At 63.9% G+C, this 17,209-nt stretch carries 11 protein-coding genes; 9 read left to right on the forward strand and 2 right to left on the reverse strand.

Annotated features, from left to right (window positions below):
* Nucleotides 1-5,179, reverse strand: a 5,179-nt coding sequence (locus F3J43_RS19755; protein WP_166890692.1) for a retention module-containing protein, incomplete at its 3' end; no start/stop codon positions are given.
* Between the two features lie 348 nt (nucleotides 5,180-5,527).
* Here F3J43_RS19755 and F3J43_RS19760 point away from each other — a divergent pair.
* From F3J43_RS19760 to F3J43_RS19770, 3 genes are read left to right on the forward strand one after another with little or no spacing between them, the layout of a single operon-like run.
* The gene (locus tag F3J43_RS19760) at nucleotides 5,528-6,865 is read left to right on the forward strand and encodes a TolC family outer membrane protein (RefSeq protein WP_166890695.1); all 1,338 of its coding nucleotides are present in this window, start codon (nucleotides 5,528-5,530) and stop codon (nucleotides 6,863-6,865) included.
* A gap of 44 nt (nucleotides 6,866-6,909) precedes the next feature.
* Nucleotides 6,910-9,066 (forward strand): type I secretion system permease/ATPase, encoded by a 2,157-nt coding sequence (locus F3J43_RS19765; protein WP_166890698.1) that lies wholly within the window; start codon nucleotides 6,910-6,912, stop codon nucleotides 9,064-9,066.
* Nucleotide 9,067: 1 nt separating this feature from the next.
* Nucleotides 9,068-10,432, forward strand: a complete 1,365-nt coding sequence (locus F3J43_RS19770) for an HlyD family type I secretion periplasmic adaptor subunit (RefSeq protein WP_502706622.1) — start codon at nucleotides 9,068-9,070, stop codon at nucleotides 10,430-10,432.
* Nucleotides 10,433-10,453: 21 nt separating this feature from the next.
* On the opposite strand, the gene F3J43_RS19775 is transcribed toward F3J43_RS19770, so the two are convergent.
* Nucleotides 10,454-11,011: a WYL domain-containing protein gene (locus F3J43_RS19775; RefSeq protein WP_166890706.1), complete on the reverse strand. Its 558-nt coding sequence runs from the start codon at nucleotides 11,009-11,011 to the stop codon at nucleotides 10,454-10,456.
* Nucleotides 11,012-11,279: 268 nt separating this feature from the next.
* On the opposite strand from F3J43_RS19775, the gene F3J43_RS24365 reads away from it, so the two are divergent.
* The 6 genes from F3J43_RS24365 to F3J43_RS19805 all read left to right on the forward strand — a co-directional run bounded on the left by F3J43_RS24365 (nucleotide 11,280) and on the right by F3J43_RS19805 (nucleotide 17,186).
* Nucleotides 11,280-12,029, forward strand: coding sequence for a tetratricopeptide repeat protein (locus F3J43_RS24365; RefSeq protein ID WP_205297988.1), 750 nt, complete (start codon nucleotides 11,280-11,282; stop codon nucleotides 12,027-12,029).
* 124 nt (nucleotides 12,030-12,153) lie between these two features.
* Nucleotides 12,154-12,606 (forward strand): MarR family winged helix-turn-helix transcriptional regulator, encoded by a 453-nt coding sequence (locus tag F3J43_RS19785; RefSeq protein ID WP_166890713.1) that lies wholly within the window; start codon nucleotides 12,154-12,156, stop codon nucleotides 12,604-12,606.
* Nucleotides 12,603-14,690 carry an FUSC family protein gene (locus tag F3J43_RS19790; protein WP_166890717.1) on the forward strand — a complete coding sequence of 696 codons (2,088 nt, stop codon included), beginning with the start codon at nucleotides 12,603-12,605 and terminating at the stop codon, nucleotides 14,688-14,690. The genes F3J43_RS19785 and F3J43_RS19790 overlap by 4 nt, the downstream gene beginning before the upstream one ends.
* Nucleotides 14,687-14,899 carry a DUF1656 domain-containing protein gene (locus tag F3J43_RS19795; RefSeq protein ID WP_011531590.1) on the forward strand — a complete coding sequence of 71 codons (213 nt, stop codon included), beginning with the start codon at nucleotides 14,687-14,689 and terminating at the stop codon, nucleotides 14,897-14,899. The genes F3J43_RS19790 and F3J43_RS19795 overlap by 4 nt, the downstream gene beginning before the upstream one ends.
* The gene (locus F3J43_RS19800) at nucleotides 14,896-15,771 is read left to right on the forward strand and encodes an efflux RND transporter periplasmic adaptor subunit (protein WP_166890721.1); all 876 of its coding nucleotides are present in this window, start codon (nucleotides 14,896-14,898) and stop codon (nucleotides 15,769-15,771) included. Before F3J43_RS19795 ends, F3J43_RS19800 begins: the two co-directional genes overlap by 4 nt.
* Entirely contained in the window at nucleotides 15,768-17,186 is a 1,419-nt protein-coding gene (locus F3J43_RS19805; RefSeq protein WP_166890724.1) for an efflux transporter outer membrane subunit, read from the forward strand. Before F3J43_RS19800 ends, F3J43_RS19805 begins: the two co-directional genes overlap by 4 nt.
* The last annotated feature ends 23 nt before the right edge of the window (nucleotides 17,187-17,209 follow it).

Consider the following 17,209-nt stretch of genomic DNA (forward strand, 5'->3'; position numbering starts at 1 on the left):
TGGTGCCATCGGACAAGGTGAAGGTCAGACCATTGTGACCATTGACCGGCAGCCCCTGGCCGTTGCTCAGGGTCACGGTGTAAGTGATCTCACCGCCTTCAGCGACGGTGGTCTTGTCGGCGGTCAGAGTCGCGACGACTTCGCTGATGGTGTCGGTGATCTGGACGGTGGCATCGCCACCCAGTTCCAGGTTCTCGAAGGTTTTGCCAGTGACGGTGGCATCGGTGATGCCTATGGTCAGGGCCTCGCCATCCTTGAAGACGTCATCGCCTTGAGCCGGAGCCTTGTACTCAGCCTCGGTCTGGCCAGCAGCGATCACCACCTTGGCGCCGTTGGACAGGGTGACGGTCAGGTCGTGGTCGAGCTTCTGGCTCACTTTCACAGTGAACGAAGGCTGTTGGTCTTCGGTGACGGGACCGTTACCGACGATAGTGACCGAGACCTTGTCGCCTTGGTTGTCGGTGCCCGGAGTGCCAGTACCTGGTTCGTCGGTGACTTCGGTTTTCACCGAGTCTTTGCCCAGGGTCAACTTCTCGAAGTTATCGTCGCCGGTGACGCTTTCCAGCTTGTTGGTGATGGCTGGTTGGCCACCGACGAACACGTCATCTGGAGCCGTGATAGTCACGGAGCCAGAAGCACTGCCGGCTGGGATGGTGACCTTAGTACCGTCGCTGAGGGTGAACGTCAGGCCGTTATGACCGGTAACGGGCAGATTCTGACCGTTGCTCAGGGTCACGGTGTAGGTGATCTCGCCGCCTTCAGCGACGGTGGTTTTGTCGGCGGTCAGAGTCGCGACGACTTCGCTGATGGTGTCGGTGATCTGGACGGTGGCATCGCCACCCAGTTCCAGGTTCTCGAAGGTCTTGCCAGTGACGGTGGCATCGGTGATGCCGATGGTCAGGGCCTCGCCGTCCTTGAAGACGTCATCGCCTTGAGCCGGAGCTTTGTACTCAGCCTCGGTCTGGCCAGCAGCGATCACTACCTTGGCACCGTTGGACAGGGTGACGGTCAGGTCGTGGTCGAGCTTCTGGCTCACTTTCACAGTGAACGAAGGCTGCTGGTCTTCGGTGACTGGGCCATTGCCAACGATGGTGACCGAGACCTTGTCGCCTTGGTTGTCGGTACCTGGAGTGCCAGTGCCCGGCTCATCCGTCACGGTCGTGGTGATGGTGTTATCGCCGAGGGTCAGCTTCTCGAAGTTGTCAGCACCGGAGACCGACTCCAGCTTGTTGACGATCGAAGGCTGGCCACCGACGAAGACATCGTCCGGAGCTGTAATAGTCACGGTGCCGGAAGCACTGCCAGCCGGAATGGTGACTTTGGTGCCATCGGACAAGGTGAAGGTCAGTCCGTTGTGACCGGTAACGGGCAGGTTCTGGCCGTTGCTCAAGGTCACGGTGTAAGTGATCTCACCGCCTTCAGCGACGGTGGTCTTGTCGGCGGTCAGAGTCGCGACGACTTCGCTGATGGTGTCGGTGATCTGGACGGTGGCATCGCCACCCAGTTCCAGGTTCTCGAAGGTCTTGCCAGTAACCGAAGCATCGGTGATGCCGATGGTCAGGGCCTCGCCATCCTTGAAGACGTCATCGCCTTGGGCTGGAGCCTTGTACTCAGCTTCGGTCTGGCCAGCAGCGATCACCACCTTGGCGCCGTTGGACAGGGTGACGGTCAGGTCGTGGTCGAGCTTCTGGCTCACTTTCACAGTGAACGAAGGCTGTTGGTCTTCGGTGACGGGACCGCTACCGACGATGGTGACGGAAACCTTATCACCTTGGTTGTCGGTACCTGGAGTGCCAGTGCCCGGCTCATCCGTCACGGTCGTGGTGATGGTGTTGTCGCCGAGGGTCAGTTTCTCGAAGTTGTCAGCACCGGAGACCGACTCCAGCTTGTTGACGATCGAAGGCTGGCCACCGACGAAGACATCGTCCGGCGCCGTGATGGTAACCGTACCGCTGGCGCTGCCAGCCGGAATGGTGACTTTGGTGCCATCGGACAAGGTGAAGGTCAGTCCGTTGTGGCCATTGACCGGCAGTCCCTGGGCGTTGGTCAGGGTCACGGTGTAAGTGATCTCACCACCTTCAGCGACGGTGGTCTTGTCGGCGGTCAGGGTAGCGACGACTTCGCTGATGGTATCGGTGATCTGGACGGTGGCATCGCCACCCAGCTCCAGGTTCTCGAAGGTCTTGCCAGTGACGGTGGCATCGGTGATACCGATGGTCAGGGCCTCGCCGTCCTTGAAGACGTCATCGCCTTGAGCCGGAGCTTTGTACTCAGCCTCGGTCTGGCCAGCAGCGATCACCACCTTGGCGCCGTTGGACAGGGTGACGGTCAGGTCGTAGTCGAGCTTCTGGCTCACTTTCACAGTGAACGAAGGCTGTTGGTCTTCGGTGACGGGACCGTTACCGACGATAGTGACCGAGACCTTGTCGCCTTGGTTGTCGGTGCCCGGAGTGCCAGTACCTGGTTCGTCGGTGACTTCGGTTTTCACCGAGTCTTTGCCCAGGGTCAACTTCTCGAAGTTATCGTCGCCGGTGACGCTTTCCAGCTTGTTGGTGATGGCTGGTTGGCCACCGACGAACACGTCATCTGGAGCCGTGATAGTCACGGAGCCAGAAGCACTGCCGGCTGGGATGGTGACCTTAGTACCGTCGCTGAGGGTGAACGTCAGGCCGTTATGACCGGTAACGGGCAGATTCTGACCGTTGCTCAGGGTCACGGTGTAGGTGATCTCGCCGCCTTCAGCGACGGTGGTTTTGTCGGCGGTCAGGGTGGCGACGACTTCACTGATGGTATCGGTGATCTGGACGGTGGCATCGCCACCCAGCTCCAGATTCTCGAAGGTTTTGCCAGTAACCGAAGCATCGGTGATGCCGATGGTCAGGGCCTCGCCGTCCTTGAAGACGTCATCGCCTTGGGCTGGAGCCTTGTACTCAGCTTCGGTCTGGCCAGCAGCGATCACCACCTTGGCACCGTTGGACAGGGTCACAGTCAGGTCATGATCCAGCTTTTGGCTGACCTTGACGGTGAAGCTTGGTTGCTGGTCTTCGGTGACCGGGCCGTTGCCGACGATGGTGACCGAGACCTTATCACCTTGGTTGTCGGTGCCCGGAGTGCCAGTACCTGGCTCGTCGGTGACTTCGGTTTTCACCGAGTCTTTGCCCAAGGTCAGCTTCTCGAAGTTGTCGTCGCCAGTGACGCTTTCCAGTTTGTTGGTGATGGCTGGCTGACCACCGACGAACACGTCGTCCGGAGCCGTAATAGTCACGGTGCCGGAAGCACTGCCAGCCGGAATGGTGACTTTGGTGCCATCGGACAAGGTGAAGGTCAGACCGTTGTGACCGGTAACGGGCAGGTTCTGGCCGTTGCTCAGGGTCACGGTGTAGGTGATTTCGCCACCTTCGGCGACTGTGGTCTTGTCGGCGGTCAGGGTGGCGACGACTTCGCTGATGGTGTCGGTGATCTGGACGGTGGCATCGCCACCCAGCTCCAGATTCTCGAAGGTCTTGCCTGGCACCACTGCGTCCGTCACGCCAAGGGTCACCGAGCCTGCGTCCTTGAAGACGTCATCGCCCTGGGCCGGGAGGCTGTAGGTCACTTCTGTCTGGCCGGCGGCGATAACCACGGTAGCGCCGTTGCTCAGGGTCACGGTCAGGTCATGGTCGAGCTTCTGGCTGACCGAAACGGTGAAGGTGGGTTGCTCAGCCTCGGTCACGTTGCCATTGCTGGCAATGTTCACGGTCACGGTATCGATGCTGTCGCTGACCACGGTCTCAGCCGGCGTCGGGTTAGGCACCAGGCTTTCGAAGTTGCCGCCGGTGGCGTTGGTAATGGTGGTGCTGATGGTGCTGCCATTGACGAACACATCATTGGCAGGCGTCTGGAAGTCGATACTGCCGGAACTCTTGCCGGCCTCGATGGTGACGGTCTGGCCGTTGGACAGGGTGACGGTCACCGGCGTCTGGGCCGGATTGGTCAGGGTCACGGTGTAGGTGACCACGCCGCCTTCGGTCACGCTCGGCGTTGCGGTGAGCGTGGCGGTGGTGGTGTCGATCGAGTCATTGATGACGGTTTCGGCCGGTTTCGGGTTCGCGACCAGATGCTCGAAGTTGCCGCCCGTTGCCCCCGTGATCGTGGTGCTTACGGTGCTGCCGTTGTTATAGACGTCATTGTCGGGCGTCTGGAAGTCGACGCTGCCGGAACTTTTGCCGGCCTCGATGGTGACGGTCTGGCCGTTGGACAGGGTGACGGTCACCGGCGTCTGGGCCGGATTGGTCAGGGTCACGGTGTAGGTGATCACGCCGCCTTCGGTCACGCTCGGGTTGGCCGTCAGCGTTGCCGTGGTGGTGTCGATGGTGTCGGTCACCTGGGTAACGGCCGGCGTGGTGCTCGGCGTGATGATCAGGCCATTGCCGCCGGTGGTGCCGGTGATGGTGGCGGAGATCTGGCCACCATCGATGTACGGGGTATCGTTCGCCGGGATGTTCACGTTGACCGTCCCGGTGGTCTGGCCGGCCGGAATGACGATCACCGCGCCGTTGGACAGGGTGACGGTCAGGTTGGTCAGCGGCGGCTGGCCGACGGTCGCGGTATAGACGATCACACCACCCGCTTCAGTGATCGAAGGGGTGGCGCCGAGGGTCAGGTCGGTACGGATCGGCGTGTTGTTTGTGGTGGTGCCGTCCGTCGCGTTGTTCGTATCAAGCCCGCCGACCTCAAGGGTCGTCTGGCCGCTGGCAAAACCGATCGGGCCAGTGGGGAAGCCGATGTTCGGGTCGACTACTCCGGCGGTTTCCTGCAGCATCACGAAGCTGTGACCGCCGCCAGCCGCGCCACCACCTGCCGCACTCGGGCCGGCGGCGGTGGCTTCCAGTTCGGTGGTCGGGTCGGCGCCGGCGGCGATAGCCTGCTGCAGCTCCTCGACCGATGGCGCGGCGTCTGCGGTGGCCTGGCTCAGGTCGGTGCCGTTGTCGGGGGTGTCGGCGCTCCACTGGGTGTCACGACCCAGGTCGAGCAGGCGGCCATCGGCCAGTTCCAGGGTCACTGCGCCGCCAGGGCCGGTATCGAGCTGCTCGCCCGCGAGCAGACGGTCGCCTTCGATCAATACGCGGCGGATGCCTTCTGGGGAAACGGCGATAACTTGGCCAACAATGCTTTTGACGATGGCAACAACAGTGCTCATTGGACTCTCCGGACTACCCGTTCAGTTGGCTTCCATGCCTGCCGGCGCGTGGTGGCGGCGTCTGATGGAATGTTTCAATAATGTTTTTGACGCAATTCTGCGTCAATTTTACGTCTATAATTTCTGGCTATTAAGTTTATGCCAAAGTATTGACCTTATGGCTGCCATCCTAAACAATCGCCCACGTAATGTCACATTGATATTTGAACAGCAGCCAGTCCTTCCTTTTGTATTAATTGCACTGCCTCCTCGGAAGTTCCCTACGCAGGAACAAGTTCGCCATTTTCCAAGGCAGGAACGGCTTCGGCTGTGATTCAGGACAACAGCTCCACTCGGGAACCCGTAAAAATGCGTGCGTCACTGTTCACCGCTCTTCCTTTCGCCCTCGCCGCCACTTTCGCTCAAGCGCAAACCCTGCCCGAGGCCATGCAGAAGGCCCTCGAAGTGCACCCGGAAATCCAGGCCGGCGTGAATGCCCGCGTGGCCGCCGATCACCAATTGCGAGCTGCCCAGGGCGGCTATTTGCCGCGGGTCGACGTGACGGCCGGTTATGGTCGCGAAGGTTCCGACAGCCCAAGCACGCGCAACCGCTGGGAAACCCTCAACCGTGGTGAGTCGGCCATTCGACTGCGACAAATGGTCTTCGATGGTTTCGCCACTTCCAGCGAAGTTGGCCGCCAGCAGGCCACCGTCAACGCCCGGGCCTATTCCTTGCTGGGAACCTCCGAGCGCACCGCGCTGACCGTGGCCCAGGTCTACCTGGACGTGCTGACCCGTCGCGAAATGGTGCGCCTGGCCGAAGACAACCTGCGCAACCACGACCGCATCCTCGACCAGATCAAGCTGCGCACCAGCCGTGGCGTAGGCCGCATGGCCGACCTCGACCAGGCCGAAGCGCGTCAGGCCCAGGCGCGTAACAACCTGATCACCGAACAGACCAACCTGGCCGACGCCAACACCAACTACCTGAGCGTCGTTGGCCAAATGCCGGACGAGTTAAGCACGCCTGCGCCGTTTGTCGACCTGCTGCCGGCGACCCTCGACGAAGCCCGTCACCAACTGGTCGAGAACAGCCCGGTGCTGCGTTCGGCCGAGTCGGACATCGCGGCCGCCGAGAAACAGTACGAAGCGGCGAAGTCTACGTTCTATCCGCGCTTCGATGCCGAACTCGGACGAACGGCCGACAACAACCTCGATGGCGCAGTGGGCCACAACAACGAGTGGCAGGCCATGCTGCGCATGAACTTCAACCTCTATGCCGGTGGCAGCAACAAGGCCGACCTGGAGTCGAAGTCGTCCCTGGCCAACCAGGCCCTGGATATTCGCAACAATGCCTTGCGCCAGCTCAATGAGGAGTTAGGCTTGGCATGGAATGCTCTGGACAACGCCAATGCCCAGGTGCCGATCGCCCAGCAGTACGTCGATCACAGCCAGCGTGTGCGTAGCGCGTACCAGCAGCAGTTCAGCCTGGGCGAGCGCACCTTGCTCGACCTGCTCGACAGCGAGAATGAAACCTTCACTGCCCAGCGTCGTCTGGTGGAAGTGAAGAACATACAATTGTTTACTCAATACCGAATCAAGGCGACCATTGGCCAACTGCTCAAGAGCCAGGGTGTCGTAGCCCCGATGGCTGCTGTTGTGCAGAACGACCTGAAACCCAAGGTGAACCTGCCAGGCATGAACTGACAGGCGCATCTTGAATCACCCCGCAAGGATGAAGAGAGCGCCGCGTGGAATCCGAAGCCAGTCGAGTCCATCTCAGCCACGATCCACGCAGTCAGCATGACGACCCGCTGCTGGACAGTCTGCTGACCCTGTGTGTCCTGCATCAGAAGCCCGCCAGCCGGGCCATGCTGACCACTGGGCTACCTTTGCCCTCCCAGCGTCTGACCGCCGAGTTGCTGCCCCGTGCAGCCGCTCGCGCCGGGCTGCAGGGGCGCCTGCTGCAACGCAAGCTGGAGCAGATCCCGAGCATCGCCATGCCGGCGATGCTGCTGCTCAAGGAGGGCCGCTGCGCCGTCCTGCTGGGCTGGGAAAACGAAGACACCGCCCGCCTGCTGCTCAGCGAAAGCGACGGCGGCGAAGTCATGGTCAGCCGTGAAGCCTTGCTCGACGACTACACCGGCAAGGTGTTCTTCGCCCAGCCGCAACACAAGTTCGACGTCAACCACGGCAACCTCATCCCACGGGCGCGCTCGTGGTTCCGCGACACCCTGATGCGCAGCAAGTGGCTGTACATCGATGCCATCGCCGCCAGCCTGGTGATCAACCTGATCGCCCTGGCCGCGCCGTTGTTCGTGATGAACGTGTACGACCGCGTGGTGCCCAACCAGGCCACCTCGACGCTGTGGGTGCTGGCCATCGGCATCGCCGGCGCCTATGTCTTCGACCTCATTCTCAAAGGTTTGCGCAGCCTGTGCCTGGACCTGGCCGGCAAGAAGACCGACCTGATCATCTCGGCCACGCTGTTCGAGCGCATCGTCGGCATGTCGATGAAGTACCGCCCGGCCCGGGTCGGTAGCTTTGCCCAGAACATCCACGAGTTCCAGGGCCTGCGTGACTTCCTCGCGTCGCTGACGCTGACCAGCCTGATCGACCTGCCGTTCACCCTGTTGATCCTGATGGTCATCGCCATCATCGGCGGGCACCTGGTGTGGATCCCGATCCTCGCCTTCCCGCTGGCCCTGGGCATCGGTTATGCCTTGCAGAGGCCGTTGATGGCGACCATGGAGCGCACCATGGCACTGGCCTCCGAGCGCCAGTCGAGCCTGATCGAGACCCTCGCCGGGCTGGATGCGGTCAAGGTCAACAATGCCGAGAGCGAGCGCCAGTACATGTGGGAGCAGACCCTCGGCACCCTCAGCCGCCTGGAACTGCGGGTCAAGGTGCTGTCGGGCCTGGCCACCAACATCACCCTGCTGATCCAGCAACTGGCCGGCGTGGCGATGATCTGCGTGGGCGTGTACCTGATTATCGACGGCAACCTCAGCATGGGTGGCCTGGTGGCCTGCTACATGCTCAGTGGTCGCGCCCTCGGCCCATTGGGCCAGCTCAACGGCCTGCTGGCCCGCTACCAGCAGGCCAAGGTGACCATGGTCGCCACCGACCAGATGATGGCGCTGCCCCAGGAGCGCAACTTCGAGGAGCGGCCGCTGAGCCGTCAGGTGCTACAAGGCGCCATCGAGTTCCGCGGTGTCGAGTTCACCTATCCGAACCAGCAGAACAAGGCGCTCAAGGGCATCAACCTGACCATCCGTCCGGGCGAGAAAGTCGGCATCATCGGCCGCAGTGGCTCGGGCAAGAGCTCGCTGGCCAAGCTGATCGTCGGCCTGTACGAGGCCGACGGTGGCTCGTTGCTGGTCGATGGCGTGGACATCCGCCAGGTCGATGTCAGCGAGCTGCGCCACAACATCGGCTACGTGCCCCAGGACATCCAGCTGCTGGCCGGTACCCTGCGTGACAACCTGGTCAGCGGCGCCCGCTACATCGAGGACGAGCTGATCCTGCAGGCCGCGGAGCTGGCGGGCGTGCACGAGTTCGCCCGCCTGCACCCGGACGGCTACGAGCTGCAGGTCGGTGAGCGGGGGCAGAACCTGTCTGGCGGCCAGCGGCAGAACGTCGCCCTGGCCCGGGCACTGCTGCTCAATCCACAGATCCTGCTGCTGGACGAACCCACCAGTGCCATGGATAACACCGGCGAGGAGCGCCTCAAGCAGCGCCTCGCCGCAGTGGTCGAGGGTAAGACCGTGCTGCTGGTCACCCATCGCGCCTCGTTGCTGTCGCTGGTGGACCGGTTGATCGTCATCGACCGTGGGCAGATCGTCGCGGATGGCCCGAAAGCCGCTGTCATGGATGCGCTGAAGAAGGGGCAGATCAGTGTTGCATAAGTTGGATATGGGGCGAGTCAAGGACAGCCTGCGCCGCTACTTCAAAGGCTCGGAATCGTTGGCCGGGCAGCCGCTGCCCGAGGTCAACAAGGCGCTGATCGAGGATGCGCCGCGGGTGGTGCGCCTGACCATCTGGGGCGTGATTGCCTTCTTCCTGTTCCTGATCATCTGGGCCAGCGTCGCGCCCATCGACGAGGTGACGCGCGGCGAGGGCAAGGCCATCCCGTCGTCCAAGGTGCAGAAGATCCAGAACCTCGAGGGCGGCATCGTCGCCGAAATCTACGCCAAGGAAGGGGAGATCGTCGAAGTCGGCCAGCCCTTGCTGCGCCTGGACGAGACCCGTTTCGCCTCCAATGTCGACGAGACCGAGGCCTCGCGCCTGGCCATGGCGCTGCGGGTGCAGCGCCTGAGCGCCGAGGTCGAGGACAAGCCGCTGCAAATCGACGAGGAACTGCGCAAGGCCGCACCGAGCCAGGCCGCCAACGAACAGTCGCTGTACCAGAGCCGGCGTCAGCAGTTGCAGGACGAGATCGGTGGCCTGCAGCAGCAGTTGGTGCAGAAGCAGCAGGAGCTGCGCGAGTTCAACTCCAAGCGTGCCCAGTACGCCAACAGTCTGCAGTTGCTGCGCCAGGAAATCGCCATGTCCGAGCCGCTGGTGGCCCAGGGCGCGATCTCCCAGGTCGAGGTGCTGCGCCTGCGCCGTGCCGAGGTCGAGAACCGTGGCCAGATGGACTCCACTGCCCTGGCCATTCCACGCGCCGAGGCGGCCATCAAGGAGGTCCAGAGCAAGATCGAGGAGACCCGCGGCAAGTTCCGCAGCGAGGCGCTGACCCAGCTCAACGAGGCCCGCACCGAGCTGAACAAGGCCACCGCCACCAGCAAGGCACTGGATGACCGGGTACACCGCACCATGGTCACCTCGCCGGTGCGTGGCATCGTCAAGCAGATGCTGGTCAACACCATTGGTGGCGTGATCCAGCCGGGCAGCGACATCATCGAGGTCGTGCCGTTGGACGACACCCTGGTAGTCGAGGCGAAGATCCTGCCCAAGGACATCGCTTTCCTGCACCCGGGACAGGAGGCGACGGTCAAGTTCAGCGCCTATGACTACACCATCTATGGCGGTATGAAGGCCAAGCTCGAGCAGATCGGTGCCGACACCATCACCGACGAGGACAAGAAGACCACCTACTACCTGATCAAGCTGCGTACCGAGAAAAGTCACCTGGGTACCGATGACAAGCCGCTGCTGATCATTCCGGGGATGGTGGCGACGGTGGACATCATGACGGGCAAGAAGACCATCATGAGCTACTTGCTCAAGCCGATCATCAAGGCTCGCAGCGAGGCACTGCGCGAGCGTTGAGCGCTTGCCGTAGCCCCGCGATCATTTCAGGTACTGCGCGGCCGCAGAGGCCAGTGTCCGGGCAATTTCCTCGCGCAGTACCTGCGGTGACTCCACCACCAACCCTTCCCCATGGCTCAACAGCCACCAGCGCAGCGGCCAGCCATCGATCACCGTGGCCCGCAGGCGATGCCCTTGCTCCAGCGCGGTCAGTTGCATGTCACCGGTCAGCGGTGTTTCACGCAGTTGCCGCGCCAGAGGATCGCTGATCCACGCCTGCAGCTCCACGCCCTCGCCCGGCACAGGCTGCAGCGAGTCGCCGCGCAAATACCCGTGCAGATCGAAATTGCCCCGTAATTCGCTACCGGCAGTGGCTGCCCAGTGCCAGCCGAACGGAATGCTCTTGTCGTTGCGCTCCAGTGGAAAGATCAGCGACAGCTCGTTGAGGTCGCGTTCCACCGTACGCTTGCTGACACTGAAGCCGACATCGCGCAGGCGCCAGACCAGCTCGGCGCTGGTGATCCCCGGAGAACGGCTGGGCAACTGGCGTAGCAGTGCCCATTGACGGCTGAGAGTGGCGCGGGTGGTGGCGAACGGCAAAAGGAACGTCCTTGTCTAGGCTTGCCGCAATAGGATGGCGGCATGGGCAGGGCATGGCAATTCGCCATGGCCTGCTCAGATCAAGGAAGTGGCATTTGGTTGCCGGGTATTGAATCGTTCGCGACAGGTTTTGTCGTGACGTCGCGCAGAATCACGCCTCATCACAGTCGAGGTCGGCGCTGTGGGTCGTTCAATGAGGATGAACATGTCTGCTGCCAGCAATATCCATTCACTGCTCGCGCGGCTTCTGCCTGAGCGGATCACGCCTGTGCCAGTCCGACCTGGCCTGCGCCGACGCTTGTTCGCCGGGGTTGGCCTGCCCAGCCAGCAGGCCCTGGCAGGTGAGCGTTTCGGCCTTGTCGACCGGCTCGATGAAGCCGTCGACCTGCAGGGGGTGTATGCCGATCTGCGCCGGCAGGCGCTCCAGGGGAACGTGGACGTGCTCAACGATCTTGGCTGGGTCTGGCTCAATGGCCGGTACTGGCGCGCCGACACCCTGCTGGCCGGGCACCTGTTGCGCATGGCCGCCCTGCAGGGACATGCCGCCGCCTGGTTCAACCTTGGCCAGCAGCATTATTTCGGCAAGGGCGTGGAAGTGTCCTATGCCAATGCCGCCGAGTACTATCGGCATGCCTTCGAACGCGGCATGCCCCATGCCGCCGCGGCCCTGGGCGACTTGTACGAGGAGGAGGTGTGCGAAGGCGACCCGCCTTGGCAGGTCGATCCACAGGAGGCCTACCAATGGTTCCAGCGGGGCGCCCAGCACGGAGATGCGCGGTGTCGCTTCGAAGTGGGCTATCGTCTGTTGCACGGCGTCTATGTGGCCGAGGATGTCCGCGCGGCGCTGTACTGGCTGGAGTTGGCGGCAGCAACCGGGGTGATGCAGGCTGCCGAGGAACTGGCGGTACATTTCAGCCGGCGTGACGCGGCACGTTACCTGAGCTGGCGCGACCAGGCGATCCAGCTGGGCAGCTCGCTGGCGCTGGCCATGAAACTGGAAGACCAGATCCAGCCTTGAGCGCGCGGGCCTGGCTTCATGAACAACCTTTCATCTTGTCCCTTCATCGCTCACGGTTGACGGCGGGGGGAGGGCAAGGCGTATATTGATAGTTAGCAAACTATGAATATCCTCGGTTCCTGACATGTCCCTTGAAGCACTGCAACTCAAGATCAGCAGCGGCATGGTCGTGGCTGCCCGGCACTGGCGTCGCCTGTGCCAGGGCGCGCTGACCGGCTACGGCATTTCCGAAGCCTGCGCCGTGCCGTTGCTGATGATCGTGCGCCTGGGGGATGGCGTGCACCAGGTGGCCGTGGCCCAGGCGGCCGGGTTGGAAAGCCCGTCGCTGGTACGCCTGCTCGACCAGTTGTGCAAGGCCGGCCTGGTATGCCGCAGCGAAGACCCACTGGATCGTCGCGCCAAGGCCCTGAGCCTGACCGTCGAGGGCCGGGCCTTGGCCGAATCCATCGAAGGCGAGCTGGTGCGCCTGCGCCACGAGGTGCTGCACGGCATCGACCGGGCCGACCTGGAGGCCACGCTGCGGGTGATCCGTGCCTTCGAGGAAGCAGGGCTTGGCACGCCAGGCGGGACGCCATGAGCGGTTTCTTCAGCTCGGTACCGCCGGCCCGCGACTGGTTCTACGGCGTGCGCACTTTCGCCGCGTCGATGATCGCCCTGTACATCGCCCTGCTGATGCAACTGCCGCGTCCGTACTGGGCAATGGCCACGGTGTACATCGTCTCCAGCCCGTTCCTCGGCCCGACCAGTTCCAAGGCGCTGTACCGCGCCCTGGGCACCCTGCTCGGCGCGGGCGGGGCAATCTTCCTGGTGCCGCCGCTGGTGCAGTCGCCGCTGCTGCTGAGCATCGCCATCGCCCTGTGGACCGGCACCCTGCTGTTCCTCTCGCTGAACCTGCGTACCGCCAACAACTACGTGCTGATGCTGGCCGGCTACACCTTGCCGATGATCGCCCTGGCCGTGGTCGACAACCCGCTGGCGGTGTTCGACGTGGCGTCGTCGCGGGCCCAGGAGATCTGCCTGGGGATCGTCTGCGCGGCGGTGGTCGGCGCGGTGTTCTGGCCCCGTCGCCTGGCCCCGGTGGTGGTCGGTGCCACGGGTAACTGGTTCGCCGAGGCGATCCGCTACAGCGATGCGTACCTGGCCCGCGAAGTCAGCGCTGGCCAGGTCGGCGGCATGCGCGGGGCGATGGTCGCCACCTTCAACTCGCTGGAAATGATGATTGGCCAGCTGGGGCACGAAGGGGCTGGGCCGCATACCCTGAAGAATGCCCGTGAACTGCGTGGGCGGATGATCCACCTGTTGCCGGTGATCGATGCCCTCGATGACGCCCTGGTGGCGCTGGAAGGCCGCGCGCCCGAACAGTTCGCCCGCCTGCAGCCGGTGCTCGTGGCTGCCCGCGACTGGCTCAAGGGCACCGCCGACAGTGCTGCCGTGGCACGCTGGACCGCCCTGCACGAGCAGATCGACCAGCTGCAGCCAGGCGCCGCGGTGCTCGACCAGCGCGCCGCGCTGCTGCTCTCCAACGCCCTCTACCGCCTGACCGAATGGGCTGACCTGTGGCAGGACTGCTGCACCCTGCAGCATGCCCTGCGCAAGGACGACGCCACGCCCTGGCGCGCGGTCTATCGCCATTGGCGTCTGGGCCGCCTGACGCCCTTCTTCGACCGTGGCCTGATGCTTTACTCGGTGTGCTCGACCGTGCTCGCCATCGTCGTCGCCTGCGGCCTGTGGATCGGTCTGGGCTGGAACGATGGCGCCAGCGCGGTGATCCTCGCGGCGGTATCGTGCAGTTTCTTCGCCGCCATGGACGACCCCGCGCCGCAGATCTACCGGTTCTTCTTCTGGACGCTGATGTCGGTCATCTTCTCCAGCCTCTATCTGTTCCTGGTGCTGCCCAACCTGCACGATTTCGCCATGCTGGTGCTGGCCTTCGCCGTGCCGTTCATCTGCGTCGGCACCCTGACCGTACAGCCGCGCTTTTACCTCGGTACCTTGCTGACCATCGTCAACACCTCGACCTTCATCAGTATCCAGGGCGCCTATGACGCTGACTTCTTCACCTTCCTCAACTCCAACCTGGCCGGCCCGGTGGGCCTGCTGTTCGCCTTCGTCTGGACCCTGGTGGTACGTCCGTTCGGCGTGGAACTGGCAGCCAAGCGCATGACCCGCTTCGCCTGGCGCGACATCGTCGAGATGACCGAGCCGGCTACCCTGGCCGAGCATCGCCAGGTTGGCGTGCAGATGCTCGATCGCCTGATGCAGCACCTGCCACGCCTGTCGCAGACCGGCCAGGACAGCGGTGTCGCCCTGCGCGACCTGCGCGTGGGCCTGAACCTGCTGGACCTGCTCGCCTATCTGCCGCGAGCCGGCACCGAGGCCCGCGAGCGCCTGCGCACGGTGGTCGAGGAGGTCGGCGGGCACTACGCGGCCTGCCTGCGCGCCGGCGAGCGCCTGCATGCCCCGGCGGCGCTGCTGCGCAACATGGAGAGGGCGCGCCTGGCGCTGAACCAGGATGACCCGGACGAACGTGGCGATGCCCGCACCCACCTGTTGCATGCCCTGAGCGGCTTGCGCCTGGCATTGTTGCCTGGCGTCGAGGTGATGCTCGAGCCTGCCGAACAACCCCAACTGCCACCTGGCCTCGACGGAGCGCCCCTGTGATTGGTGAACTGGATATCAGCGGGGTGTTCCTGCCCACGCTGTTGGTGATGATGTTTGGCACCTACCTGCTGTACCTCGGGGTGCACGCGGTGCTGGTGCGCCTGCACTTCTACCGCCTGGTCTGGCACCGGGCGCTGTTCAACGTTGCCCTGTATGCCGTGCTGCTTGGCGCGGTGGACCACTTTTGCCGAAGCCTGATGCTGCCATGAAAAAACCTTTGCTGACCCTGGGCCGCGTGGTCCTGACCTTGCTGGTAGTGACCTTCGCCGCCGTGCTCGTATGGCAGATGGTGGTGTACTACATGTTCGCCCCCTGGACCCGCGACGGCCATATTCGTGCCGACGTGATCCAGATCGCCCCGGACGTCTCCGGGCTGATCCAGCAGGTCGAGGTACGCGACAACCAGAACATCAAGCGCGGCGACGTGCTGTTCACCATCGACCAGGACCGCTTCAGCCTCGCCCTGCGCCAGGCCAAGGCAACCCTGGCCGAGCGCCAGGAAGCCCTGGCCCAGGCCTCCCGCGAGGCGCAGCGCAACCGTAAGCTGGGCAACCTGGTTGCAGCCGAGCAACTCGAAGAGAGCCAGTCGCGCGAGAGCCGCGCACGCTCGGCGGTCAACGAAGCGCAGGTGCAGGTGGATATCGCCCAGCTCAACCTCGACCGTTCGGTGGTGCGCAGCCCGGTGGACGGTTACCTCAACGATCGTGCGCCACGCGCCCACGAGTTCGTCAGTGCCGGGCGCCCGGTGCTGTCGGTGGTCGACAGCGCCTCGTACCACGTCGACGGCTACTTCGAAGAGACCAAGCTCGGTGGCATCAAGGTCGGCGATGCCGTGGACATCCGCGTGATGGGTGACAGCACTCGCCTGCGCGGCCATGTGCAGAGCCTTGCCGCCGGCATCGAGGACCGCGACCGCAGCAGCGGCGCCAACCTGCTGCCCAACGTCAACCCGGCCTTCAGCTGGGTACGCCTGGCCCAGCGGATCCCGGTACGCATCGCCTTCGACGAGGTGCCGGAAGACTTTCGCATGATTGCCGGACGTACCGCCACGGTGTCGATCGTCGAGGGCCAGCATCCATGAAGCCACTGATCCTGGCGGGGCTGTGCCTGTCCCTGGGCGCCTGCATGATGGTCGGCCCGGACTACCAGTTGCCCAAGGACGCGGCAATGCAGCGCGGCGACCTGAACGGCCCGCTGCGCCAGGACGCCGACAGTGTGGTGTCGGCACCGGTGCCGGAAGACTGGTGGCAGTTGTACCAGGACCCGCGCCTCAACCAGTTGGTGCGCCAGGCGTTGTCGGCCAACACCGAACTGCGAGTGGCCGCGGCCAACATCGCCAAGGCCCGCGCCCAGGTGGAGGTGGCCGAATCCCAGGGCGGCTTCAACGGCGGCGTCAAGCTCGGTGCCCAGCGCTTGCAGGAGTCTGGCGAGGCATTCCTGCTGCCGGAGAAGGTGCCGGTGTCCAACATCGGCGAAGCGATCATCAGCGCCTCCTACCAGTTCGACCTGTGGGGTACCTTCAAGCGCGGCACCGAGGCGGCCAAGGCCAATGCCGACGCGGTACAGGCCGCTGCCGACACCGCGCGCATCACCCTGGTGGCCGATGTGGTCAAGGCCTACACCCAGGTGTGCTCGGCCAACGAGGAATACCATATCGCCCATGAGTCGCTGGACCTGCAGCAGCAGAGCGTGCAACTGACTCAGCGCCTGCGCGACGCCGGGCGTGGCGACGACACCCAGGTCACCCGTTCGCAGACCCAGTTCAAGTCGCTGCGTGCCGAACTGCCGCGCTTCAAGGCCGAACGCGAGGCGGGCCTGTATACCTTGGCCGCGCTGCTGGCCAAGCCGGTGGAGCAACTGCCGGCGGGGACCGCCGACTGCGCCGAGTTGCCACAGCTGACGCAACTGCTGCCGATCGGCGATGGCGCCGCGCTGCTCAAGCGTCGTCCCGACGTGCGCCAGGCGGAGCGCCAGTTGGCCGCTGCCACCGCCACCATCGGCGTGGCGACCGGTGCGCTGTATCCGGATATCAGCATCGGCGCGCAGGTCGGCACCATTGGTTTGCTCAAGAACCTTGGCGAGCCGTCGACCAACCGTTGGGGCTTCGGCCCGCAAGTCAGCTGGAACATCCCCACCAACGGCACCCGTGCGCGCATTCGCGAGGCCGAAGCCTCGACCCAGGCAGCCCTGGCGCACTTCGACGGGGTGGTGTTGAACGCCATCCGCGAGACCCAGACGCGCCTGGCGCAGTACAGCGCGCTGCTCGACCGGCGTGACGCGCTGGCCGATGCCGAGCGCTCGGCCAAGGAATCGGCAGACCAGACCCACCTGCGCTACCAGGTAGGGCGCGAGTCGTTCCTGGCCGATCTGCAGGCGACCCGGACCTACACCGACATGCGTGCGCAACTGGCGGCGGCCAACAGCCAGGTGGCGATGGGGCAGATTGGCGTGTTCCTGGCTCTGGGCGGCGGCTGGAAGGACACCGCCGGGAAGTGAGGACCCGCTGCAGTGGCCTGCGT

Origin of the sequence: Pantoea sp. Cy-639 (assembly GCF_011752525.1) — a bacterium.
In the GTDB taxonomy this organism is placed as follows: domain Bacteria; phylum Pseudomonadota; class Gammaproteobacteria; order Pseudomonadales; family Pseudomonadaceae; genus Aquipseudomonas.

Bases quoted from the DNA above. Each gene is read 5' to 3' on its own strand.
- F3J43_RS19760 (WP_166890695.1), top strand. From the start codon at position 5,528: ATGCGTGCGTCACTGTTCACCGCTCTTCCTTTCGCCCTCGCCGCCACT.
- F3J43_RS19785 (WP_166890713.1), top strand. From the start codon at position 12,154: ATGTCCCTTGAAGCACTGCAACTCAAGATCAGCAGCGGCATGGTCGTG.
- F3J43_RS19790 (WP_166890717.1), top strand. From the start codon at position 12,603: ATGAGCGGTTTCTTCAGCTCGGTACCGCCGGCCCGCGACTGGTTCTAC.
- F3J43_RS19800 (WP_166890721.1), top strand. From the start codon at position 14,896: ATGAAAAAACCTTTGCTGACCCTGGGCCGCGTGGTCCTGACCTTGCTG.
- F3J43_RS19805 (WP_166890724.1), top strand. From the start codon at position 15,768: ATGAAGCCACTGATCCTGGCGGGGCTGTGCCTGTCCCTGGGCGCCTGC.